The sequence below is a fragment of the Clostridium lentum genome, assembly GCF_014287815.1.
Classification (GTDB): domain Bacteria; phylum Bacillota; class Clostridia; order Clostridiales; family Clostridiaceae; genus Clostridium; species Clostridium lentum.
Genome location: NZ_JACOOQ010000023.1, coordinates 13201 through 37614, shown reverse-complemented (window position 1 = coordinate 37614; position 24414 = coordinate 13201). Strand labels below are relative to the sequence as shown.

Here is a 24414-nt window from a genome sequence, read left to right as displayed (position 1 = left end):
AAAAATACATATCGCACCTTCGAAGAAGCCAATATAGCTATATTTAAATATATTGAAGGTTGGTATAACAGAAAAAGGATACACTCTTCTATTAATTACATGACACCAGAACAATGTGAATTATTAGTTAGAAGTGCAGCATAAAAAAGTTTGACTTTTTGTGTCCAAAATATTGACATAAGACCAAACTTAAAGAACCGCCGTATACCGGACGGTACGTGCGGTGGTGTGAGAGGACGCTAAATAAAATAATTATTTAGCTCCTACTCGATTTATTATTATAAAGTAATAAAGTGTAAAAGTACATTCAGATAGGAGCTTCGTTCAAGAAATGAATTTGAAAGAGGCTCTTTTATTTAATTATATAAGGAAACTTTATATTTTAATGTATTAAATGGATATAAGTGTTAAAGGAATTCACATATTATTACGATATAAGAATAAATTATAAAAAAATATAGAGGATTTAAAATGTATAAGTATTATTTATTACCAGATGCAAAGAAAGATTTAGATAAAGTAAGCAAACGTGAAAAAATAAATGCATTAGATAGTATAGAAAGGCTAATAAATGGATTGTGGGGAGGTGGGACAAGAGTAAAGAAGCTTCATGGTTTTACTAGGAGAAAATGTATTTATGAAGCAAGAGAGGATAGTGGCAAGAGACTTTTATTTACTCTTGGTAAAAAGGAAGAAAGTACAGACACTCCATTGTATATACATAATGTATGTATAGAGCATGATAAAGTTATTAGAATGGCCAAAAAAATTATTGGTGATGAATATAATGAGGAATTATATATACAAGAGCAAGAAGAGGAAGAGGTTACAGCTATACAGTTATTAGAAGATGAAAAGAAATATCCTGAACAGAATTATATTTCAGCCATGATAGATGATATTGGATGCTTTGAAATAACTGAGGAAGATGTGTATAGGTTTATGGAGCAAGATGATGTGACAGAAGAGGAGTCTATAGCTTTTAGATTGAAATTATCTGAAGAACAAAAAAAGATAATAAATATGCCATTGCCTAAGCTTATTTCAGGTACTGCAGGTAGTGGTAAGACTACAGTATTACTTTATAATCTTATGATGGAACCACAAAAGAAAAAGCTATATATTACTTCAAATAAAAAGCTAGCAAATGAATCTAAAAACTTATTCTATAGATTAATAAAAGGTTTAGAGAACGAAAGTCAATATAAGAAAAATACAGAATTTAGAACTTTTGAAGATTTGTTATATGATGGATTGAAAAAAGGTGTTAGAAAGACTATGACGAAGGAAAGGTTTCTTCGTGAATATGAAGTGTATTCTAGAGGATTAGGTGCTAGTAAAGAATTTGAAGCATTAAAGGTTTGGGAAGAAATTAGGAGTGTATGGAAAGTAGATATCAATAGAAAGAGTATATCGCAGGAAGATTATCTTAAACTTACTAAATTAGAGGCACCGAATTTTTATGGAAATAGAGATAAAGCATTTAAAATATACAAATGGTATGAAAGTTTATTAGAAGATAATCTGTATTTTGACGAATTAGATTTGATTAAAGAATATTTAAATGGTGAAAAGAAAAGTAGAGAAGAATATGAATTTGTTATTTGTGATGAAGTTCAAGATTTAACCGAGCTACATTTCAAATTAGTATTTTTACTTACAAATGGAAAACCTCAGAATACAATAATAGCAGGTGATGATCATCAAATAATAAATCATAGTGGATTTAGATGGGAAAAGTTAAAGCAGCAGTATTATAATGAATTTAATATAAAGCCAGAACTTTATACTTTAAATAAGAATTATAGGTGTATTGGAAATATTGCAAATCTAGCTAATCAAGTAAATAAGCTCCAAGAGAAATTTGTAGAAAAGAAATATAAAGTACAAGCATTAGATTCACTTCCATATGGAAATAAGCCAGAATTACTTAATATTAATGAAGAAGAGCTTATTAAAGAGCTAAAAGATTTAGGACCGTTAAGGGCTATAATAGTAAAAGACCTACATAAGAAGAAGGAATTGAAAGATTCTTTTCTTTTTAAATATAATCAAGCACCGTTGATTTTTACAATAGAAGAAATAAAGGGACTAGAATTTGAATCAGTTATCTTGTGGAATTTAATTAGTAGCGATAAAGATAGTGAGAATAAGTGGAAAAAGGTCTTTAGAAGTACAAGGTGGAATGCGAATAAACAACTAAAAGATTTTGTTAAATATAATTCAAGTCTTATTTATGTTGCAATCACTAGGGCAATGAGAGGTTGTATTATATACGAAAATACAGATAATTATATATTTTGGAATTATCCTGATATAGATAAGAATATAAAAAAAGCAAATTTTTTAAATACGGGTATTCTTGGTCTAGATGAAAAAACCACTGATGAAGAATGGATGTTACAAGGTATCAATTTACTTAACAAAAAGCATTACGAAGCAGCACGAGAATGTTTCGAAAGGGTTAAAGATGATAAACTTATAAATGAGAGAGATAGATATATAAAAATAGCTAGTGCACAAGAACTAATGGATAAAAATTTATATGAGCAAGCAGCAGAAATATATCAAGAGATAGATGATGATGAAAATATGGTTAAGTGTTATGATTTGGCAGGATGCTATGAAAAAGTTTATAATTACTATTTTTCAAGAAGAAGCAAGAGAGATAATTATGAAAAAATTAAAGAGTATGGTATAAAAAGGTTTGATAAGCAGAAAGAATGGGAAAAAAGTGCGATTTACTGTTTACAAAGTGGACTTTATCAAGAAGCGATAGATAGGTTTGAGAAAGTAGGTAATTTTAAGCGAATAGCTGAAATATATCTTGGAAAGCTGAATAACCCTATGCAAGCTTTTAAATATTTAAAAAGAAATGGACCAGTAAGTAACTATTATATTAATTTATTATTTGAAAAACTATATGTGGTAGACTTATTTAATATGATGGATATAGTTAGTACTAATGAAGAGAAGTTAGAGTTATTGAATTTACTTGAAAGTAACTTTGACAATTTTAAATAAATTAGATTAAATTAGACTAAATGTACAAACAAAAAAATTATTAGTAAGGAAGAAATATAATGGGATTTAAAGATTTAGAATTTTTGAAAGTTGGGTCAATGGTGTTATTAGATGCAAAAGTAGAATCTGAGCTAAAGCCTTATTTTTTATTAAAGCAAGTAAAGAGAATATTGTTAAGATAGGAAATTCTCCGATGGTTAATTCAAAAGCTGTAGTTTTTAAAACTGACCAAAATTATACTATGTTACTGGTGATGTTTAGATTTAATGAGGATGATGAGCTGATATACATGAAATGGTTCAATTATTATGAAAAGTATAAAAGAGAGAAGTTAGATAAGTTAATTTATTCAGACAAGCTGTTTTTTTGTATTATAGACGATGAAAATAATAAGCAGGCAACATTTGAATGTAATAATGCTATAAGATTTATAATAAAACAGTGTAGTGAAGAGACTAAAGGGAAATGGTGGAGTAACGGAGAATTTTGGGGATATGCAAAGAATATTAGCAGTAAATATGCACATAGAGCTGAACTGTTTAACAGTAAATTTTAATAAAAATAAATAGAAAAAGGAAAGCCTTCCTTTTTCTATTTATTTTTATATACTATTATAGTAATTAAAAGGAAATTAGTCTGATAATTTTAGTTCCATTGATGTAAATCTTAAACCATTGATTATTTGTTCTTTATTAGTATCATAAAATCCTAACTTATGGTATACAGGAATAGCATATGGTGATGAATTTACTGTGATTTTATTAGAAGTAGTATTATCAAGTACAGTTTTAAATAATTTCTTACCAATTCCTTGTCTATGATATTTCCCATTTACAAAAAACAGTGCTATATGTGTTCAGTGGTTTCTTGTGGCAATAACACCATAGCTTTAAGGTTGTTTTTTTAACGCTTAGGAAAGTATAAAATTAAAGTATAAAAAGTTAGGAGAAAAATTATGAATGATAATCTAAAGGAAAAAATTAAATGTACAATACCAATTAAAGTTGATTATTATGAAGGGTTATTTAGAGAATTTGACTATAGAGATGTTGAGTATAGATGTATTAATGAAGATTTAGATGGATGGATTCAAGAATATATTTTTAGACTACCATATAAATTAAACCATATTAATGTTGAATTAGAGATAAATATGCCATTGGAAGTTAGAGACAAAAATAAAGAGGAGATGTCAAAGGCAGGTATAATAAATTCATATAAGGAGTTTTTGGAGCGAGAAAAAAAGTTAAGTATTATGGGGGTAATAAGAATTGGATATTATATGATTACTGCAGCAATTCTTTTGTCTTGTTGGTATATTATTAAAACTTATAAAGGTGAATCTTTACTTACATCATTATTGAATTCTGGTGGCACAGTATTATTGTGGCAAATAATGACTTTAATATTTATAGAAGGTAAGAATTTTAGGTATAAGCTTAGGATTAATAAGAAACTAAGTAATATGACTATAGTGTTTAAGTATATATAAGAAATATCATTTATTTGAAAATGGTAGAAAGCTTTGATATACTTAACTAAAGTCAATATTTTATGAGGTGAAAAATGGAAAAGTTATTATCTAATTTAAAGATAACAAATGATAATGAAAATTTAATATCTTTAACTTTATTTGGAAGTTATAATACTAAATATTGGTTTGAGGGAAAAAGTGATATTGATATTTTAGCCTTAATAAAGAAAAATGACTTTAATGTTGAATTTGAAATAGAAAATAAATATAGGGAAGTGTTACAAAAATACTTTAATTATGATGATATACACTTTACCTTTATTGGACTTAATAGTTTTGATACAGTATTTGCTGATATTTATATAGATTATAAAGATAAATTAATCTTTAACATTGATTTACATTATGATTACTTAATGTATATAAGTAAGTTTAATAGAGTAAATGAAAACTTAATTAAGTTAGTTAGAGAGGATTGGGAATCAAAATATGGTATATTATAGATATAAAAAAGAACGTCTAAGTGAAAAATTTAATAGTGCACATGAATTTTTAATTAAAATAAGAAAAGCTGTTCAGTTATATTGTTTAGATCCAAATGAGATTATAGCAAGAGGAATGACAGGATATTTTTCTGATTTTACTGAATATATAATTGATATATGCGAAACTTATTTGGTTATAAATGATAGGTATAATCCAAGATTAAGTGGTGTTGACTTAATTAAATCAGCAACTAGAGAAGGGTTAATGGATGATTATTTATGTGAATTTTTAATCAAATGTATAATACTTAGAAATAGATTTACTCATGATTATTATAAAAGAGATATTGCAGAATCAGATATAATTAAATTTTGTCACTCAGAAATTATTTATTTAGATATATTTTTAGAATCATCATCTGAAGTGGTAAAGTTAAAGTATAAAATAAATAGATAAATAATTAAACAAAGAGAACAAGCAAAGGTAATAGGTAAATAAGATGCAAACTTATACAATTTTTGCAGGTGTGAACGGGGCAGAAAAACTTCAGTATAAGATCCGCTAGAATTAAGTTAATTCTAGTGGATTTTTTGTATTTGAAGATAATTATAGAATAAAAGTTATTTTAAGGAATATAAAGAAAATATATCATTTAAGGGATATATATAAGATGTTTTCTATTAATCCACTATTATAAAATTTAAATATTCATGTTACTATTAGGTGGACAAGTTGTTAAAGACGTAAAAGTACAAGAGCACTAAAAATGAGTTAAAGATATTAACTCAAATTATAGGAGGAATGGAAATGAAATCTAAGATAATTTCATTATTAGTATTAGGAAGTATATTTATAGGAGGTGTACAAGCTAATGCAGAAACTATTGATAATAGTTCAAAGTCTAAAGCAGTAAGTACAGCTAGTGGATATAAATATAATAAACATTATTGGCATACTAATAATCAAAATAAACCATCTACTGGTAATGATGCATTATTAAATGAAGGAAATACTAGTAATAATACTGATGCAACTATAAATAATAAATTCATGGCAGAAGTTGAACAAGCCATATTTAATAAGGTAAATGAAGAAAGAACTAAAGCTGGGGTTGCACCATTAACTTATAATACAACTATGGAAAAATATGCTAGAATTAAATCTCAAGATATGGGAGATAATAATTATTTTAGCCATACTGATTTAAATGGTAATAATATAACTGCAAAAATGAAAGCTGATGGAGTTACATATAAGGCTTGGGGAGAAAATATTGCTTATATAAGTGGTGTTACAGATCCTACAGCATTAGCAAATCAATTTATGACAAATTGGATGAATTCTCAAGGACATAAAGAAAACATATTATCAACAAAGTTCAGCAGCATAGGTGTAGGAGTATATAAGATAGGAAATAAAGTATATGCAACTCAAGAGTTTTATAGATAGAAAATAAATTTTTAATATATTTAAGGTGAAGTGGTTAGTAATAAATCATTTAGTATTTGTTACTAACCACTTTTATATTTAATATCTAAGATTTAATTGATGAAAAACACTGTAATAATTGATATAATTATTACAGTGTTTTTACATATGTACAAATATTTGGGGGTAATATGAATACTGAAGATTTTAACTTGATTTATGGAATAAGAGATTCTATAAATGAAAAAGACAAAAAGATTAAGCTAATAAAATTATATAAGCTTTTACAGCAATTAACTAAAAAGCTCATTGAAAAAGGCTATAAAGACTTTCCTACTAATATTCCGGAATTATTATATTTTCTAGGTAATATTCCTATGAAAGAATATATTGATGATGGAACATTAGAAGGAGTTGCAATAGATGCATACTTAGATTTAACAGAAGAGTTTTTAGAGAGGGCTTCTGAAGATGATGTAGAGGAAGCAGGACAAAAGCTTATGTATCAATTATTGAAATATATTCGCGAATCTACACTAAAAGATAAAGACGAAGTTTATAAAAAAATTAAAGAATTTATAATTAATAATTATTATATATCTTTAAGAGATCTTGAAATAGAAGTAAAAAGAAATTTTGGATACGATATATATATAATGATAAAAAAAATGTATGAAAATGCAAATGATATAAATGGAGAATACTTATTATGTCCAGTGTGTGGAAAAGAATTGAATTTAGAAGATAAGAGAAATGGTACTTGCTCTAAAGTATGTGATTATTATATTAATAAGTATAATCTAAAAGCAAAAAAGAAGATTTTTAATAATAGAATTCTAAGGTTGAACGAAGGTGTATATAGGTTTAATCTAATGTCAAGTATTGGTGAATTTGAGATTTACAAAAAGTGTGTAGAAAGATTTCGTGGAAAAGAAGTGATTTTATATCCAAATGTAGATGAATATGATATATCAATAAAAGATGGTAATAAAAATATTTTAATAAATTTAGATGTAAAAGATGCTAGAACACCAGAAATATTAGTGAAAATTTTAATTAATAATACTAATTTAGATAAATTAATTAATAAAAATAATAGAATTATTAATTTTATAGTAATTCCTGAGCATAGAGAGTTTATTTATAATATAAGTAATGCTGGAAGGTATATAAAAGAACTTAAAAAATTATTAGCTAATGAAAGTATAGATATTATGGTAATTAGCGAAAGACATTTATATAAAGAAATAGAAAGAATATTTGAGGAGGTATAATGGATAATTTTAAAAAGAAGATAAAATCGATTTTTAATTATTATGGAATAGAAAATATAAGTATTAGAGAATTTATTCAAGTTGAAATTGTTTTATTAATAATTAGTAAATTGAATACAAAGGTAAAAGTAAAAGATGCATGGAGTGTCTTAACTAAATACTTTAGTGAGTTAGCTACATTAGAAGAGGAAAAAGATATTAAAAAGTATATATACACAGCAAGAGAAAACTATTTAAATTTAGGAAAACGAAGAAGATGGAATGAATTAATTACTGAATATTTAAAATGTAATAATGATATAAGGTTTTATGGTGAAAGTGTCAATGGATACTTAGTAAGAAATGAAGTTAAATATGAGATAGAACGTGAAAAAATATATTGTGATGAATTGGAATATTTATTAATTAACACCAATATAACAGAAAAAAATGTGGCTGAGGATATTATTGAGTATTTCAGTAAGTTGAAAAAACAAAATAAATTAGACTACAAAAAGTATAGTGCGGATGTTTATAGTATAGGAGGAGATCCTATAAAAAAATTGCCTCAATATAAAGAAAAAATTAGAACAATAATAGATACAAGAATTAATTGGAGCACTATTTTTAATGAGATGGGTGGAAAGTTTAAATATAGACCTAATATAAGATTAAAAATATTAAATAGTAAAAATAAATTGAAAGTAAAAGGAAATATTCATATAGTTGGAGCTTTAGGAGCCGGTAAATCAACTTTTAAATTTACATATGTTTTTAAGTCAGTTAAAAATGATTGTTGCAAAGTGGGAATTGTAGAAGACAATGTGGCAAATGTAATAGCAACAGTAATTGAACTAAGAAAATTAGGAATAAATGCTATACCTGTTATAGGTGAAAGTAATGAATTTAAACATTTAGATAATTATTATAAATCTATTAAAGAAGAGTATATAGATGATAATGATATAATGAAATTTTTATCAGGTAGCTGCATTGTAAAAGCACTGGCTAATGATTTTGAGAGTCCATATGAAGTACCTTGTAACAAGTTAAAAGAGGATGATATTTCTGTTACATGTCCATATAGTAATAAATGTGGAAAAATGAAGAGATATAGAGCTATATATTCAGCTGATGTATTAGTTACTACACCGTATAGTTTGACAAAAGGAAAATTGAAGGATTTTATTGATCCATATAAGAGAGGAATATATGAATTATTTCATGATTTATTAGATTTTATAATTGTTGATGAAGCTGATGGAGTGCAAAGCACACTGGATTCTGAATTAATGCCTCATGGTAAATTGAATTATGGTGATGATAATATAATAAATAAAGTAAAACAATTTAGAGATGAAATTCTTGACAATAATTTGAAGTTAAGAAAAAAAGATGTATATAGTTTTAGTAAAAATGTATCGAAAATAGATAGTATAATGCCATCAATTATAAGAATAGTGTTAGAGTTTGATAAAATACAAAGGTATATACAGAATGAAATCTTAACACCAACTGAGATATTTAATGAAGTAAAAACAATTCTGGAAAAGGTAGAAGGTAATGAGAAATTTATTGATTATTTATTCCAGTATGTAAATTTAATAAATATTGATAATATAACAGAAATAGAATTAAATCATCCTTTAAATCTTTTATTTAATGAAATAGAGAGCATACACAATACTAATGGAGGATATCCTGAAACAAAATTATATAAAGAAATAGATAATTTGTTGGAAATAAATAAAGTCTCTTTACCTTTAAATAAACAAGGCAAAAATATAGATAGGAAAACATTTATTGAAAAGATAGAATTTTTAATTCTTTTAGTTCAGCTAGATTACTTAATTAGAATAATTACAAAAGAATATTCTAAATTACAATACAAATATACAGGAACAATTAAATATATTGATGGAATACAAATGTTACCTAAGAAATTAATGCAATTTGTTAAGGAACCATGTATAGGAACTCTTTACGGATATAAATTTACCTATAATGATGGAATAAAAATTGACATTATGAGATATGCTGGCGTTGGAAGAAGTTTATTAGAAAATTGGGCTTATATGAAAGAAGATATAGGATTAGAAGGACCAGGTGTTATATGTTTATCAGGAACAAGCTATTCTCCAGGTTCAGCACATTATAATTTGAAAAAATCACCAGATATATTATTGTTAAGTGATAAACCAGAAGGGAAAATTGACATTAAATTTCTGCCAACTACTAGAGAGAAAGAGTTTTTAAGAATATCTGGTTCTAAATTAGAATTTAAGGAAGAAAATTTAAGGTATCTCACTAAGAATATAATAAGAGATATAAAATTTAGAATAGAAAAGAAAAAGAAAATTTTAATTGTAGTAAATAGCTATTCCGATTGTGATGTTGTAGCTAATGTATTACAAATGGAAAAAGATTTGAATTATGCTGTTGTAGGTAAAGAAGAAAATGAGTTTTCTAAGGTAATAACTAAAGAAAATATTGAAAATTTTGAAATAATTACTGAAGAAGCAGATATTTGTATTGTACCTTTATCAATAATTGCTAGGGGATATAATATATTAACTAATAAAAATTCAGTGGATGGAGAATATAATTCATATTTTAGCAGTGCATTTTTCTTAATAAGACCATATATGGTACCAGGGGATTTTAAATCATATATTCCAATTTTACATTATAAAATGAATGAAATTATAGATGGAATTACTGAAAAATATGAGGATTATAGTGAAAGGCTTGAGTTATTTAGTAAATTATGCTTTGCTGAATATAATAATATAGTATCTATAGGTCAATGGAAGAAACTTAGTGAAGAAGATAGAGAAATGATGTCATGGTTTATGTTGGTACCAATAAAACAAGCTATTGGAAGAATGCAGAGAAATGGTAATAGCTGTGAGGCTGTATTTTGCGATTTAGCTTATTGTGAAGCAATAGTGGAAAGTAAAAAACAGAATGCTAAAAATAGTATATTCTATGCATGGCATGAATTATTAGAAAAAAATTTAAATGATGAAGTAATAAATAGTTTATTTGGAAATTTTAATAATTCTTTAAAAAATCTAATTGATGATATTAATAATACTTATATTGATGTAATAAATGATGATTACTATGATGAATAATACAAGGCAAGGGTGAAAAAATATGGAGAATAATTTACAGTTATTTTCATTTTTAATAGATGAAGATACTATTGATGATGTTAATTTATATGCATTTATATTACCAAATGAAGTAAGAGAAATAATAGAAAATATAACTAGAAGTGATGATAAATATAAAGCTATAGCAAATAAGTCCATATATAAAATAGCAACATCAATTTTTAATGGAATTATATATTGTAATAATAGTATAAGTGATATTATTATTGATAATAATAGATGGGTATATTCACTAGAGCAATTTGATATGGAACTTTTAAAAGAAAAGATAGCTGATTGGTTGACAGAGGAAATGAAGAATAAATGTGGTGAAATAATTCAAATAAATTTTGCAGAGCTTTGGCAATATGAAGTTATTAGCTTAAAGGAAATATTAAAACAAAAATCAAATAACATGTATAATTTAATTCCACAGTATTATATTTATAAATTATCTAAAGAAAGTTTTAATTTTCTAACATTAAATAGACAACTGAAATTTCATAGAGTTATTGGTGAAGCTAATGTAGCAGAAATGTTTACTTTACCAATTGATATAGATGTAAATAAACAAAATGAAAAAGAAAAATATAAAGATAAATTTTCTTATGTTATTAGTGCAAAGTTAAAAACTCCTATTGATATTAATCAATCTGTATTAAATATTAAGTTATCAACAAGAATATGGACGACTTATCCAATTATAAGAAAAGATAATAATATAATTAAATCATCGCTTTTATTACGTGAAGCTACAACCATTTATGTATATAAAGAGAATCCATATTTTATTGATGAAGAATTAGCTTTTAATAAGTTGAGTATTATACGAAGTGGATCCAGTGAATTTAAATATAAGAACACATGTGATAAATGTTTTAGTGATATATTACAAATAAATATGGATAGTATACTGTACAATCCAGTTATATATATAAATGAATATAATGAAGATAAGAGCATAGCACTTATAGTTAAAAAGAATTCAACAAATAAAGATATTGAATACGGATGTGGTTTACCAGAGAGAAATGAAGCTCTTAAATTGGTGCAAGAAAAGCTTGTTAATTTACAATTAAGAAAACCTATTAAGTTATTATGCAAATTAGGAGCAAAAAAAAATATGAAATTTACTACTTCAAATGCCAAAGAGTATAACTTTGAAAAATACATTCCACAAAATCTAAATAAGAAAAAAGAGCTTGTTGATGGAAATAAAGAAATACCATGTAAGCCATATAAAATTAATTTATTAAATAATAAGGTTCTTATTCACATAGCTACTAAGGATGAAGAAATGAAAAATATGGTCATTGGTGTAGTTAGGATTTTATTAAGATTAAATAAAAAAATTAGTGATAATTGTTATGAAAATGATGAGAATTTAAACGTTGAATTCAATATTATAAATAATGATTTTGCCTTGTATATAAAGGACGGAGAAACTAAAAAAGATAGAGAAAAGATGATAAAGTCTATATTTGAAGATAACAGGGATGTTATACAAGGTGCAATTATTGATATTCCAAGATATGATCAAATAGATGAACAAAAGGAAAAAGATTCAAAATACGTTGTTAGAAATGCATTAAAAGAATGTAAAGTAATTAATCAATTTGTTAGTTTTATATCAACTGAAGGTTGTGAAAATGAAAAAATTAAACCTACAGGAATAGATACTATTTTTAGTGCAGTTAAGGATTTATTATCTGCATGTGGTTTTGTAGAAGGTGATTTATATAATATCACAGGTATAAAGGAAAATGACATATTATTAGGAATAGGAAAAATAAGTGCAAAAGATAATTCTAATAGAATTGCAATAAGTAAAATAGATAAAGGTATCATATATTATAAAGTATACCCTGATACTAAATGGAAAGAGGCTAGGGAATATATATTAAATATTAATAATAAAGTTTTAGAAAATACTAAAATACAAAAACTAGATAATGCTAAAAGACAGAATATATCTCAGTGGATACTAAATAATATTGATGAAACACTGAAAGAAAAAAGAATTGTATATTGTTTCGCTGATTGTAATATGAGAGGAATATGGAAGCAGTTAACAAACGATAACTTTATTGATTTTAACAATCTAGAAGTTTGTAATAAAGAATTTCTTAGGTTAATAAGATTTAACACTGAAGATGAAGTGCCTGATTATTTTATTTTTAAAGAAAGTAAGAATAATATAAATAGAGAAACAGGAATATTTAAAAGCATAAAATCAACATATTATTTAGTAGGTGAAAAGCATGATGGAAACAGAATTAGAAATGATTTGACCAAACTTAAAGCAATAAGAAAGCCTATTAAAAGGCAAACTTTATGTGAAGTAAATATTCAAGGTGCTAAGAATGAAGAAGAACAAGATGAAATAATAAAAATTACACAAATGTTAAGAAGAATGAATATTTCATATAAATCAGACTCATCTAGACCGTTACCAATATACTGTATTAATAGAATAGGTGAGTATATGATATCAATAATGAAAGTAAATGAGAACACAAAAAAATGTGAAATAAAATAATTTGAATAATAGCAGCAAAAAGCTGATTAAACACTGAAGTTTGTTTAATTAGCTTTTTTTATATAAAAAATATGTTAAACCTTGGGACTGTTGAAAGAATTGTGTAATATCAATTCTATCAGCAGTCCTTTTTGTATGGTTAGTTGGTAGAAATGGAATAATATACTTAAAAATTTTAGGAGGAATTTTTATGACAAAAAAAGATGATATTAACTTTGATTACACTGAAGAAGTGAAAAAATGTAAAACAATTGATGATGTTATTGGAAAAAATGGTTTAGTTCAGAGATTAATTAAAGATGTATTGGAAAATATATTAGAAGTTGAAATGGGAGAGCATTTAGGCCGTGATAAATACGATCGTCAAACTGATATAGATCAGGATGATAGAAATTATAGAAATGGTTATAGCAAGAAAACACTAAGAAGTTCATTTGGTGACTGGTGTTAGTATAAAGTAGTGGACACATTAAGTCGAACTAAGTAAAATAATATTTAGTTAAGAAAGGATGTGTCCATTATGGGAAAGGGCAGAAGATACGATCAAGAATATAAAGATATGATAGTAGAATTATTTAAGTCAGGAATGAGCTTAGCAGAGCTAAGTAGCGAATATGGCATTGCAAAATCAACAATTAACGGCTGGGTTAAAGATGTAAAAGAAATTAAAGTAGATGAAAATGAAGTTATGACATTAAAGGAAGTTAAGGCTTTAAAAAAAGAAATGGCAAGAATTAAAGAGGAAAATGAAATATTACACCAAAGGCGGGCTTTAGCCAAAAAAGCTATGGCAATATTTGCAACAAGAAATTAGATGAATTAATAGAATTTATAAATAGCAATAAAAACAAACATGATATTAAGACTATGTGTACCGTTCTAGGCGTAGCTAGAAGCACATATTATAAATCTTTTGATAAAACTAAATCTGCAAGAGAATTAGAAAATGAGGAATTAAAATCAGCTATTAAAAGGATATATAAAGAGAATAAAGGCATATATGGTGCTCCTAGGATTCATCATATACTTGGGATAGAAGGATTCAATGTATCATTGAAGCGAGTTCAAAGACGAATGACTGAACTTGGCCTTTGTGCAGTAACTGTAAAAAAATACAAACCTCATTCAAGTAAAAAGGTAGCAGAAGATTTAGAAAACGTTTTGAAAAGAGATTTTACTACTACTTCTATTAACGAAAAACGGGTAGGAGATATTACATATATTTATACTATCAAAGATGGTTGGTGCTATTTAGCTTCAGTTCTAGACTTATATTCTAAAAAAATAATTGGCTACGCTTTCGGTCAGAGAATGACTAATGATTTAGTTGTTAAAGCCTTAAAAAATGCTTATTACAGCCAATCTCCCGATAAGAATAAGCAATTAATATTTCATAGCGATTTAGGCTCTCAATACACTAGCAATGATTTAAGGGAGCTATGCAAAGAGTTTAATATTATACAATCGTTTAGTAAAAAAGGTTGTCCATATGATAATGCTTGTATAGAATCTTTTCATTCATTAATAAAAAAGGAAGAAATATATAGAAATACATACCGTACCTTCGAAGAAGCTAATATGGCTATTTTTAAATATATTGAAGGTTGGTATAACAGAAAAAGGCTACACTCTTCTATTAATTACATGACTCCAGATCAATGTGAATTATTAGCTAGAAGTGCAGCATAAAAAAGGTTGACTTTTTGTGTCCAAAATATTGACATAAGACTATTATATTACAAATTGTCATATAAAACTTTATTACAATAATTAAATATAGAAGGAGAAGTATAAATTGAGATTACGAAGAGCAGTATTTCTTTTAGAAATATTAAAGAAAAAAACGAACAATTCAAATAAACTTACAATAAATGAATTAATTGAAGAGTTAAAAAATGAAGGATATAATGTTACAAGAAATACTGTGAAATCAGATATAAACTCGTTAATTGATAGCGGATATAACATAATTGAAACAAAAGCTAGATATAATACAAGTTGTTATCATTATGAAAGCGAATTTTCAATTGAAGAATGTAGAGTAATTTTAGACTCTTTATATAGTAATAAATTTATTAGAAATGACTATAAAAGAAATATAAAAGAAAAAATCTTATCTAATATCTCATATATTGATAGAGCAATATTACGAAATTTAGTTATTACAGAAACGATAGATACTGGTGGAATAGATGTTACTAGAAATTTATTTGATTTACATAAGGCTATTATAGAAAGAAAAACTATTGAGTTTATAAATACAACTAGGGATGCTAATAAAAAAATAATCGAAAAGAAAAAAGTGGAATGTTTTATTCCCAAAAAAATTTATTATTATAATAATAGGTATTATTTAATTGGATTTAATGAAATTGAAGAAATAAGACATTATAGAATTGATAGATTATCTAAAATAATAATTAAGGAATTTCATGATAATAAGGAAAACATAGATTTAAAAGATTATGGTTTAATAAACTTTGATATGTTTAGAGCAGAGAAAGTTGAAAGAGTTGAGTTAAAAGTAAATAAAAGTTTAATAAATTCAGTAATAGAAAAATTTGGAGATAGAATAGATATTCATAGATGTTTAGAAGATGGAGATTATTTTATCATTAGTACTTTTGTCGGAATAAATACAGGATTAGTAAGGTGGATTTTAAAACAAGGTGCTGAAGCTAAGGTAATTTATCCAGAATATTTAATTGAAAAACTTAAAGTGGAAATAGAAAAAGTACAAAATTTATATAAATAAAAGAGTAGATGTCAATTATACTGACATCTACTCTTTTATAATATAAGTGAGGTTAGGTTTGTAGCCGAAGAATTAGTTGATAGGTAAAAATAGTAGAAATCAAAAAAAAGTATGAATTAATTGAAAAAATATTAAAGGGACTATATATGTCACTATTGGAGTTTATTATATAGTCATAGAATAAATTAATAAGAAGAGGTACTAAAATGAGTAAATTAGAAAAAAGGATGAAATTAGCAAAGGAAGCTGTAGAATTAATTAAAGAATTTAGAGGAGAAGAGGCAATATTAGGACACAATCCTTTACGAGCAGTGTCTATAAAAGAAGATGGAGAAATAATTGAAGTTGATGATGAATTTGACGGTGTAATAGGATATTCACTTACAAATATAAGTTCAGTTTTTGCACTTGAAATGAGAGGATGGGGACCATGTCCTGCTGGATTTTATGAGGCAATGGAAGCAGCACTAAGCAGTTTAGAGAGTGATTTTAAGAGATATTCTAAAGAGGAATTTAAAGAGTATGTTGGGGACTTAAAATATACTGAATATAGATGTGAAGAGATATATAAAAGATTAGAAGAAATAGAGCGTGAAGCTTCAAAATTAATGTAAAGATTTTATACAAAATTAATATTTAATGGAGAACGGCAATGGGAATAAATAGAATGCAGGGGGTATCTGCACATATAGAGTATATAAAGAAAGATTATGACAAGGTTGACTTTGTAAACTGTAAGTTTTGGAAGAATGAAATTTGCTATAATACTCTTTCTACAAAGTATGGTGAAAGTTGTTATACAAAGAGGGGATGTATGTATTCTATACCTTTACCACCAGGGAGAAAAAAGAAAAACAAAAAAGATAATCAAAATTATAACAATTTAAGTATTCCATATAGTACTTATACTTATAAAGTCAGTGATATAAAAATTAATTATTTTAATAAAGATATTACAACTATAGTAAAGGTAGATTATAAATCTTACAAAGTAGAGTGTAAATATAATGATAAAGATGATAAGGTTTTATTAGCAATATATTATAAAGTTAATGACAAGAATCCTATAATTAATTGTCAGTTTAATTTAAGTGAAATAATAAGAATATCAGGAAATGAAGTAATATTTACAGTTAGAATTGATGATATAGTTAGAAATATCAGAAATATTAACGAATATAAAGTAGCTAGTTTTATTAAGAGTGAAAATAAATCTAATATACTAAGAAAAGCTATTGTAAGTGATAGCAAAGAGGTAATAAATAAAATAGATTCTTTAATTAAGTTTATAGCTTATACAATTATTAAAGGATTTATGGAAATATATTAAAAATTATATACTTTATCTTTGAGTTAAAAAAACTTAAATTTTTAAGAAGACTATTGATGGATGTGATTATAAGGTAATTTATTATGATTTATAATATTTAGCGAAATAATGAGGTGTAAAAATGTTAGGATTTGAAATAATATGTTTTTTAAGAGGAATAGGATATTTAGAATTATCAAAAAAATTGATGTTTCAAAACAAGCAGTTAGTTCATGGTCAAAAAGAGGTGTTATACCTGAAAACAGAGTAGAAGAATTAGTGGAAATATTAGGAGTTCCAGCAGAAATATTATCTAGAGAAATTGATAAAAATAAAATAGAAGAAGAAATACATAGATTTATAAAGAATGTATAACATAAAGTATAAACAACCAAATACTTAGCTTTTGTACAACTTAATCATATTCTAATAAATAGGGATACAAAAAGATGAGGCTGTGGTTATAGATTTAAAAGTAAAAGGAAGCAGAATATATCAAGAATAAAATATGTTGTTAAGGTCATTGCTCTGTTACTCTTAAGATAAGTTAGATTATATTAATAGAAATAAAATAGGTATTGAAGAAAGTATGGATATTCAAAATCTTTTATGTAGAATACTAGTTGATGAAGTAGATATTTTAATTAAAGGCTCTGTTTTAAATCAAGGTTGATAATAGATGGCATAAAAGTGGACAAAGTTACTTGCCCACTTTTGTTGTAAATCACAATAATTTAAAATTACGCTATAAGAAAGTTTTAAAGGAGAAGAAATATGGACAAAAAAGTGAGCACGGATTCATGGGTTGATGAAGTTAAAATAGATAATAATAATTTTATTGGAAGAAAAACCATGGATTATAGTATGTTTAATCATGGTACAGTTATTTCACAAGGATATAAGGATAAATTTCTTAAAGGTTTATCTAAAACCATTAAATTAGGTAGTAGCATTTCAATAAAAATTATAATTGATGAAATTGAATATTCAGGTAAGATTGATATGCCTAATTCCAAAAAAAGAAAAACTCCAGTTGTAAGATTTTTATATTCAAGTAAAGCATTAAAGGAGGTATTAAGAGAAAAGTTACAAGTAAGTTATGATTACATAATGAATTATATTAATGAAAATGACAAAAAGCCAAATAATATTCCAGAAGAATATAAGGAATATATTGATATATATAAAGGTGATGAAGAAGATACTTTTATTCTTAAATTAATATCAAAAAAAGATAAAGAAAAAAATAATTTAGAAGATGAAGACATAATTGAAGAGGATGTAAAAGAAGAATTAGAAAATGAATTTTGGAGTATAACTAATATAAATGAAGAGGTAAGTTATATTCATAAATACATATTAAGCAAAGGTTTTTATTATAGTGAAGAATTAATCAAAAACTTTTATTTATCTCTTAAAACTAAGCCGTTTGTCATACTATCAGGTATTTCAGGAACAGGCAAAAGTAAAATAGTTGAGCTTTTTGCAGAAGCTATTGGTGCCAATTATAAAAATAAAAGATTTACTTTAATTCCAGTTAAACCAGACTGGTCTGATGCAACAGATCTTTTAGGCTATAGAAATATTGAAAGTAGATTTACTCCAGGAATAATAACTAGTGTTGCATATGAAGCAATGAAACATCCGGACAAGCCTTATTTTATTTGTTTAGATGAAATGAATTTAGCCAGAGTAGAATATTATTTTAGTGATATTTTATCTTTAATGGAAAGTAGAAAATTAAATGATGATGGTGAAATTATAACTGAAAATTTACTTAAAGAAGTTCAGTTTGAAAAGGGTGATATAGAAGCTATAGACAAATATGGTGATGTATATATTCCAGAAAATCTTTATATAGTGGGAACTGTTAATATGGATGAAACTACATTTCCATTTAGTAAAAAGGTTTTAGATAGAGCAAATACTATAGAGTTTAATAAAGTAAATTTAAAATACAATTTTGATGTAGCTTTAGATAATATTTATCTAAAAGAAAGAGTTTATAGTAATGACTTTTTAAAGTCTAATTACTTAAAGATTTCACAATGTAAAGATAATAAAGATATAGCAATTAAAGTTATTGATGAATTAATAAAAATAAATGATATTTTAGAAGAATATAATCAACACTTTGGATTTAGAGTGAGAGATGAAATTGTATTTTATATGATATATGCAATAAAGAATAGTATTTTTGATTTTGATAAGGCTATGGATTATTGTATAACACAAAAAATACTACCTAAAGTAAATGGAAGTAATTCAGATGTTTTAGAAATATTAATTAAGATATTTAATATTTTAAATGATTCTAAATTTAATGCTGAAGATTATTTAGATGAAAATACTTTAAAAGATATGACTAATAAAGGTAAGGAAAGCAATTATAAATTAAGTAGTGAAAAGCTTCTTTATATGATAAGGAGGTTTGTAAGGGATGGATTCACAACCTTCTGGCAATAATAAAGAGCTAATTTTTATAGAAACTGATGAAATATATTTTATTATAAAGGGAAATGAAAATGCAGTAGGATATTCAGAAGAAAAAAGCTTAGATGTAAGCTCTAATTGTAATATTATTAATTCTGAGTTTGATGAGAATATTCATTTTAAAGAATACAAAAATTATGAAATAATAATTGAAGCAAAAAATAAAGTTAAAATAGATTTTTATCATGATAATACTAATATTAGAAATAAGGTAACGCCAACAGGTAGAAGTGGTAAAATATTAAGTGGAATTATTAATTTCAGAGGAGATATTGGATATTCTGATTTATATATTTTTGTAAATGGTAATGAACATTTAAAGGTTACATTAGAGATATTTCCAAGTAAGATAGATTATAAAGATGATTATAAGGAATTACTTAGAGATGTTAATGAAGAAATTTATAATTTAGCTTATGGATTTTTAAGTACTACTTATTTAGGTGCTGAATTAACAAATAAAAATAGTAATACTTATACTGAATTTTATAGTATTTTAAATTATATTTATAAAAGGCTAATTAAAGCTATTAATATTATAATTTACAATCCACATCATGGCTTAGTTAAGGATAGTAGAATTTGCAAATATCATTCTTTAAGAAATACTAGTAATGAAACTATTAAGTGGCTTGAAAAAAGACCTCATGTTATGAAAAATATTGAAGGAATATATATTCCAAATGAAGCTTTACAGATAAGTAAAAGACTTACTTATGATACTAATGAAAATAGATTTCTTAAGTTTATTCTTTTAAGAATAGTAAAGAAAATTGATATGTTTATTAGTAATTATAATAAGTCATATTGGAGTAAAGATGAAGAAGTTATAAATAAGCTAATTTTAATGAAAAAGCAGATTATGAAAATATTTAATACTTCTTTTTTAAAGGAAGTATCAAGTTGGCAGCAAAATATTTCTGCATCTTTAGTGTTTAGTATGGCTAGTGGATATAAAGAAATATATAAATATTATTTGATGTTACAAAAGGGATTAAATATTAATAGTAATATATTTGCTATATCTATGAAGGACTTGCCATTATTATATGAATATTGGTGCTTTATAAAAATAAATTCTTTATTAAGAAAAAGATATAAATTAATTAGTTCTGATTTTGTTAAAGTAAATAATGAAGGTATAGTAGTGGCTCTTCGTAAGGGGAAGAGCTCTACACTTGTATATGAAAATCCTAGAACTAAAGAAAAATTTAGAGTGTTATATAATACTAATACTTTATCAGGAACTATTAATCAAAAGCCAGATAATATTCTTTCTATTGATAAGGGCAAAAATACTATGACTTATGAATTCATATTTGATGCTAAATATAAGATGGAAAGTAGTGAAAATTATAAAAATAGATATGGGGGAATAGGACCTAAAGAAGAGGATGTTAATACAATGCATAGATATAGAGATGCTATTGTATATAAAAATAAAGATACGAGTAAATATGAAAATTGTATTTTTGGAGCATTTGTATTATTCCCACATAAAGATGAAGAGGAGTTTAAAAAACATAGTTTTTATAAGAGTATAAGTGAGGTTAATATAGGAGCAATACCTTTTTTACCTTCTAGTACCAAACTCATGGAAGAGTTTTTAGATGAGTTAATTAATGAATCCTCTTATTCTACTTTTGAAAGAGCATTAGACCAAAATGGTAATGATGAATATTTAAGAGATGAGTATTTTAAGAATAGAAATGTTTTAATTGGTCCAATTAAAGATGAGAAGCAATTTGATATAGTAATGGAACATAATTTTTATCATGTTCCTAAGAAAAGTGTTGATTTTATTAAGAATAATATTGAATATGTGGCATTATCACAACCAATAAATATGTTTAAAAGTGAAGCAGGAATCTCTTATTACGGAAAGGTTATTGAAATAAGAGAAGTTGAGAGAAGAGAAATTACTGAATTACCTAAGGATTCTAATGAACTTTATTACTTAATTAAAATTGAAAAATGGATCGAGTTACCTAAGAAGATTGAAGTAATGGGATATGCTGTTAGAAGATGTCTTTATAGCAGTGAATATTTATTAAAAAATTCTACTATGATTTCTGAACTTTTAATTAAGAGTAAGGAAGAATATAGGGTTTGTTGTGAATTAAAGAGATTTGGAGAGAAAGCTAGTTTAAATGAAGACGATAATAAGATAATGCATATGGAATGTGGTAATGGAAAGTTAATTGTTTTTAATAAAAATGAGATTAGTGTTTATAGTAAAGGAAATGTTGAGAAGTTTAGTATTAGTGAATTTAGTAGGAATATACGAAAAGTAATTCAAATATGATACAAAGAAAATTTATACTAATAGAAAAAGAAATTTGTTTAGACATGAATGATAGAAGTTTCAAAAACTAAATATAGGATTGGAAGTATAATAGGCACTAACAGTAATGTGAGTGCCTATTTTATATTTACTACTGTAATAATTTAATTAAATACATAATAAAATAACCTTTTTTTACAAAATATAAATGACAATTTTCGACAAAGAAAATTTGGTGATTTTGTTATACTTTTAATATCAATAAAAGTTAGAAGGAGAAGATAATGATAAGTATAAAAAATAAAAACTTATGGAAGTTTTCCTCTATACCGGGTATAGAAGAGTCAACGTTTAATAAAGTTTTAGAAAAGTTTTATGATCTTGGAATTTCTGGACTTGTGAGAGAAAATGTTCAAAATTCACTTGATGGTAAATTACCAGGGAGCAATGAACCTGTTATAGTAACTATAAAAACAGGTAAAATAAATAAAGAATTTATTCCAGGTTTAGAAGATATAAAAGAAAGAATTTCATGTCTTCAAGGAAGAAATAGTTATACTAAAGAAACTGTAGAACATATGCAAAATAAAATGAATGCTGAAGAAGTTGATTATATTTCTTTTGAAGATTCAAATACAAAGGGATTAACTGGTGCTAAAAATGGACAAAGTGATTCTAAAAAAGATACCTGGGGAATTTATGCTTATAATAAAGGTGTTCATTCAGAAGAAGAGGATGCAGCAGTAGAAAAATCAAGGGGTGGATCTCATGGTATAGGTAAGATTGCTTCAAATGCTGCTTCAGAATTACATATGATGTATTTTGCCAACTGTGATGCAGAAGGTAATAAACATTTAGGGGGAACAGTTCAGCTTATAGAACATAAATATAAAGATAATTACTATCGTTCAACTGGATATTTTACAGATATAAAGCATATAGATCAAAATAAGACGAAGTTTTATCCTTATGAAAATACATTTAATGAAGTATTTGAAAAGAATACGAGAGGGTTAAAGATTATAATACCTTTTTTAAGAGAACAGTTTAATAATGAGAAAGAAATAATAAAGAGTATTTGTGATAGCTTCTTTATTGCAATTTTAGAAAAGAAACTAGAGGTATTAGTAAACGATAAAATTATTAATAGCAAAACAATAGAAAAGTATATAAAGAATAAAGATTATTATATTCAAGAAGTTTCTGAAATAAAAGATGAGTTTACTCCTTTATATTTAAATACATATAAAAATATAGAGGCAAGGGAAATTCAAATACAAGATACTAAAGATAAATATAACTTCAAGCTATATTTTAATTATGATGAAGAAATACCAAAAGGTCGTGTTGCTATAATAAGAACTATTGGTATGAAGATAGAAGATAAAAAGGTTAAAGGGAATGTAAACAAGCCATTTAATGCTGTACTTATACCTGAATCAACGAAAGAAGATGCATTTCTAAAATCACTAGAAAATGAATCTCATACTGAATTAACTTTTGAACATATAAAAGATCAAGTTCTACAAAGAAATGCTAAAAGATTTATTAATAATATATCTAAAGAAATAGCAAAGATCATTGAGGGTGAAATTAAAAAGAATAATCCTACAGATGGCGTAATGGATACTAAAGATATTTTATATGTAGTTGAAAGTCAATTTAAGAAAGATTTATCACAAACTATAGCAACAGTAAAATTGAATAAGGGAAATAAAGAAACAACTATTTCAAAAGTGAAAGAAGATATTCCTAAAAAGGAAAAAAAGAAAAAAGATGAAAAGAAGCCTAAGAAAAATAAGCCGTTAAAGAAAGTAATGAAAGATAGAAGTGAAGAAGATTTAGATGGAGAAAGTAAAGAAAAACTAGATAGATATAGCACATATCCTGATATGGTTGAAAGACTAATTATAGGTAATAAGGAATTTGTTAAGTTTGATTTCAATGGATCAGATGAGATGAAGAAAGCAAAAGTATGTGATATTGCCCTATCAGTGGTTGATGGTATGGGTGATGAGTGTTCTAATGTGGAATTTGACATGAATGATAATTATGAAGCTGCAATAGATAAAGCTACAGGAAAAGCATGTAAAATAGATAATAATTTAATTAAAGATGTAAAAATAATTAAGGGAATAGCACAAATAGAATTAAGGTTAAAAGCTAATTATAATAAAGCTTTAAAATTTGTCTACTATGTGGAGGTGTAAA

Annotated in this window: 19 protein-coding genes and 2 pseudogenes; 20 read left to right on the top strand and 1 reads right to left on the bottom strand. The window is 25.5% G+C overall.

Annotation, left to right across the window (positions count from 1 at the left end):
• The 4 genes from H8R92_RS11890 to H8R92_RS11880 form a co-directional block, all read left to right on the top strand.
• Positions 1–144 (top strand): IS3 family transposase (locus tag H8R92_RS11890; protein WP_186835576.1); only part of this gene is annotated, 144 nt, incomplete at its 5' end.
• A gap of 327 nt (positions 145–471) precedes the next feature.
• The gene (locus H8R92_RS11885; RefSeq protein ID WP_186835575.1) at positions 472–3024 is read left to right on the top strand and encodes a UvrD-helicase domain-containing protein; all 2553 of its coding nucleotides are present in this window, start codon (positions 472–474) and stop codon (positions 3022–3024) included.
• A gap of 59 nt (positions 3025–3083) precedes the next feature.
• The gene (locus tag H8R92_RS13380; RefSeq protein WP_279287109.1) at positions 3084–3206 is read left to right on the top strand and encodes a hypothetical protein; all 123 of its coding nucleotides are present in this window, start codon (positions 3084–3086) and stop codon (positions 3204–3206) included.
• 11 nt (positions 3207–3217) lie between these two features.
• Positions 3218–3580 carry a hypothetical protein gene (locus H8R92_RS11880; RefSeq protein WP_186835574.1) on the top strand — a complete coding sequence of 121 codons (363 nt, stop codon included), beginning with the start codon at positions 3218–3220 and terminating at the stop codon, positions 3578–3580.
• A gap of 75 nt (positions 3581–3655) precedes the next feature.
• Here H8R92_RS11880 and H8R92_RS11875 read toward each other — a convergent pair whose 3' ends face one another.
• A complete protein-coding gene (locus H8R92_RS11875) occupies positions 3656–3868 on the bottom strand; it encodes a GNAT family N-acetyltransferase (protein ID WP_207722840.1) in 213 nt (70 codons plus the stop codon).
• A gap of 111 nt (positions 3869–3979) precedes the next feature.
• Between H8R92_RS11875 and H8R92_RS11870 the strand changes: the two genes are divergently transcribed.
• The 16 genes and pseudogenes from H8R92_RS11870 to H8R92_RS11795 all read left to right on the top strand — a co-directional run bounded on the left by H8R92_RS11870 (position 3980) and on the right by H8R92_RS11795 (position 24413).
• Positions 3980–4516 (top strand): hypothetical protein, encoded by a 537-nt coding sequence (locus tag H8R92_RS11870; protein WP_186835573.1) that lies wholly within the window; start codon positions 3980–3982, stop codon positions 4514–4516.
• Between the two features lie 74 nt (positions 4517–4590).
• Positions 4591–5001, top strand: coding sequence for a nucleotidyltransferase domain-containing protein (locus tag H8R92_RS11865; RefSeq protein WP_022211792.1), 411 nt, complete (start codon positions 4591–4593; stop codon positions 4999–5001).
• The gene (locus H8R92_RS11860; RefSeq protein WP_022211793.1) at positions 4988–5440 is read left to right on the top strand and encodes a hypothetical protein; all 453 of its coding nucleotides are present in this window, start codon (positions 4988–4990) and stop codon (positions 5438–5440) included. The genes H8R92_RS11865 and H8R92_RS11860 overlap by 14 nt, the downstream gene beginning before the upstream one ends.
• A 351-nt stretch (positions 5441–5791) precedes the next feature.
• Positions 5792–6433: a CAP domain-containing protein gene (locus H8R92_RS11855; RefSeq protein WP_243166578.1), complete on the top strand. Its 642-nt coding sequence runs from the start codon at positions 5792–5794 to the stop codon at positions 6431–6433.
• 170 nt (positions 6434–6603) lie between these two features.
• A complete protein-coding gene (locus tag H8R92_RS11850; protein ID WP_186835571.1) occupies positions 6604–7686 on the top strand; it encodes a restriction endonuclease-related protein in 1083 nt (360 codons plus the stop codon).
• Positions 7686–10802, top strand: coding sequence for a pPIWI_RE_Z domain-containing protein (locus tag H8R92_RS11845; RefSeq protein ID WP_186835570.1), 3117 nt, complete (start codon positions 7686–7688; stop codon positions 10800–10802). The genes H8R92_RS11850 and H8R92_RS11845 overlap by 1 nt, the downstream gene beginning before the upstream one ends.
• Before the next feature lie 22 nt (positions 10803–10824).
• On the top strand, positions 10825–13362 hold the full coding sequence (locus H8R92_RS11840) for a pPIWI_RE module domain-containing protein (RefSeq protein WP_186835569.1): 2538 nt from the start codon (positions 10825–10827) through the stop codon (positions 13360–13362).
• 190 nt (positions 13363–13552) lie between these two features.
• Positions 13553–13804 (top strand): annotated as a pseudogene (locus H8R92_RS11835) (transposase); the annotation flags it as partial.
• 78 nt (positions 13805–13882) lie between these two features.
• Positions 13883–15051, top strand: a pseudogene (locus H8R92_RS11830) (IS3 family transposase).
• 106 nt (positions 15052–15157) lie between these two features.
• On the top strand, positions 15158–16117 hold the full coding sequence (locus tag H8R92_RS11825; RefSeq protein ID WP_186835567.1) for a helix-turn-helix transcriptional regulator: 960 nt from the start codon (positions 15158–15160) through the stop codon (positions 16115–16117).
• 206 nt (positions 16118–16323) lie between these two features.
• Entirely contained in the window at positions 16324–16731 is a 408-nt protein-coding gene (locus tag H8R92_RS11820) for a hypothetical protein (protein ID WP_186835566.1), read from the top strand.
• Between the two features lie 38 nt (positions 16732–16769).
• Entirely contained in the window at positions 16770–17447 is a 678-nt protein-coding gene (locus tag H8R92_RS11815) for a hypothetical protein (protein WP_186835565.1), read from the top strand.
• A 141-nt stretch (positions 17448–17588) separates the two neighbouring features.
• Positions 17589–17801 carry a hypothetical protein gene (locus tag H8R92_RS11810; RefSeq protein WP_186835564.1) on the top strand — a complete coding sequence of 71 codons (213 nt, stop codon included), beginning with the start codon at positions 17589–17591 and terminating at the stop codon, positions 17799–17801.
• A gap of 399 nt (positions 17802–18200) precedes the next feature.
• Complete coding sequence (locus H8R92_RS11805) at positions 18201–19892, top strand: McrB family protein (RefSeq protein ID WP_186835563.1); 1692 nt, start codon at positions 18201–18203, stop codon at positions 19890–19892.
• Positions 19867–22224, top strand: a complete 2358-nt coding sequence (locus H8R92_RS11800; protein WP_186835562.1) for a restriction endonuclease-like protein — start codon at positions 19867–19869, stop codon at positions 22222–22224. Before H8R92_RS11805 ends, H8R92_RS11800 begins: the two co-directional genes overlap by 26 nt.
• 263 nt (positions 22225–22487) lie before the next feature.
• Positions 22488–24413 carry a hypothetical protein gene (locus tag H8R92_RS11795; RefSeq protein ID WP_186835561.1) on the top strand — a complete coding sequence of 642 codons (1926 nt, stop codon included), beginning with the start codon at positions 22488–22490 and terminating at the stop codon, positions 24411–24413.
• Position 24414 lies beyond the last annotated feature (1 nt).

Excerpts from the sequence above, each read along its gene's own strand:
- H8R92_RS11805 (WP_186835563.1), top strand. The coding sequence starts at position 18,201 with ATGGACAAAAAAGTGAGCACGGATTCATGGGTTGATGAAGTTAAAATA.
- H8R92_RS11845 (WP_186835570.1), top strand. The coding sequence starts at position 7,686 with ATGGATAATTTTAAAAAGAAGATAAAATCGATTTTTAATTATTATGGA.
- H8R92_RS11855 (WP_243166578.1), top strand. The coding sequence starts at position 5,792 with ATGAAATCTAAGATAATTTCATTATTAGTATTAGGAAGTATATTTATA.
- H8R92_RS11815 (WP_186835565.1), top strand. The coding sequence starts at position 16,770 with ATGGGAATAAATAGAATGCAGGGGGTATCTGCACATATAGAGTATATA.
- H8R92_RS11820 (WP_186835566.1), top strand. The coding sequence starts at position 16,324 with ATGAGTAAATTAGAAAAAAGGATGAAATTAGCAAAGGAAGCTGTAGAA.
- H8R92_RS11885 (WP_186835575.1), top strand. The coding sequence starts at position 472 with ATGTATAAGTATTATTTATTACCAGATGCAAAGAAAGATTTAGATAAA.
- H8R92_RS11810 (WP_186835564.1), top strand. The coding sequence starts at position 17,589 with ATGTTTTTTAAGAGGAATAGGATATTTAGAATTATCAAAAAAATTGAT.
- H8R92_RS11800 (WP_186835562.1), top strand. The coding sequence starts at position 19,867 with ATGGATTCACAACCTTCTGGCAATAATAAAGAGCTAATTTTTATAGAA.
- H8R92_RS11850 (WP_186835571.1), top strand. The coding sequence starts at position 6,604 with ATGAATACTGAAGATTTTAACTTGATTTATGGAATAAGAGATTCTATA.
- H8R92_RS11840 (WP_186835569.1), top strand. The coding sequence starts at position 10,825 with ATGGAGAATAATTTACAGTTATTTTCATTTTTAATAGATGAAGATACT.
- H8R92_RS13380 (WP_279287109.1), top strand. The coding sequence starts at position 3,084 with ATGGGATTTAAAGATTTAGAATTTTTGAAAGTTGGGTCAATGGTGTTA.
- H8R92_RS11865 (WP_022211792.1), top strand. The coding sequence starts at position 4,591 with ATGGAAAAGTTATTATCTAATTTAAAGATAACAAATGATAATGAAAAT.
- H8R92_RS11860 (WP_022211793.1), top strand. The coding sequence starts at position 4,988 with ATGGTATATTATAGATATAAAAAAGAACGTCTAAGTGAAAAATTTAAT.
- H8R92_RS11795 (WP_186835561.1), top strand. The coding sequence starts at position 22,488 with ATGATAAGTATAAAAAATAAAAACTTATGGAAGTTTTCCTCTATACCG.
- H8R92_RS11880 (WP_186835574.1), top strand. The coding sequence starts at position 3,218 with ATGGTTAATTCAAAAGCTGTAGTTTTTAAAACTGACCAAAATTATACT.
- H8R92_RS11870 (WP_186835573.1), top strand. The coding sequence starts at position 3,980 with ATGAATGATAATCTAAAGGAAAAAATTAAATGTACAATACCAATTAAA.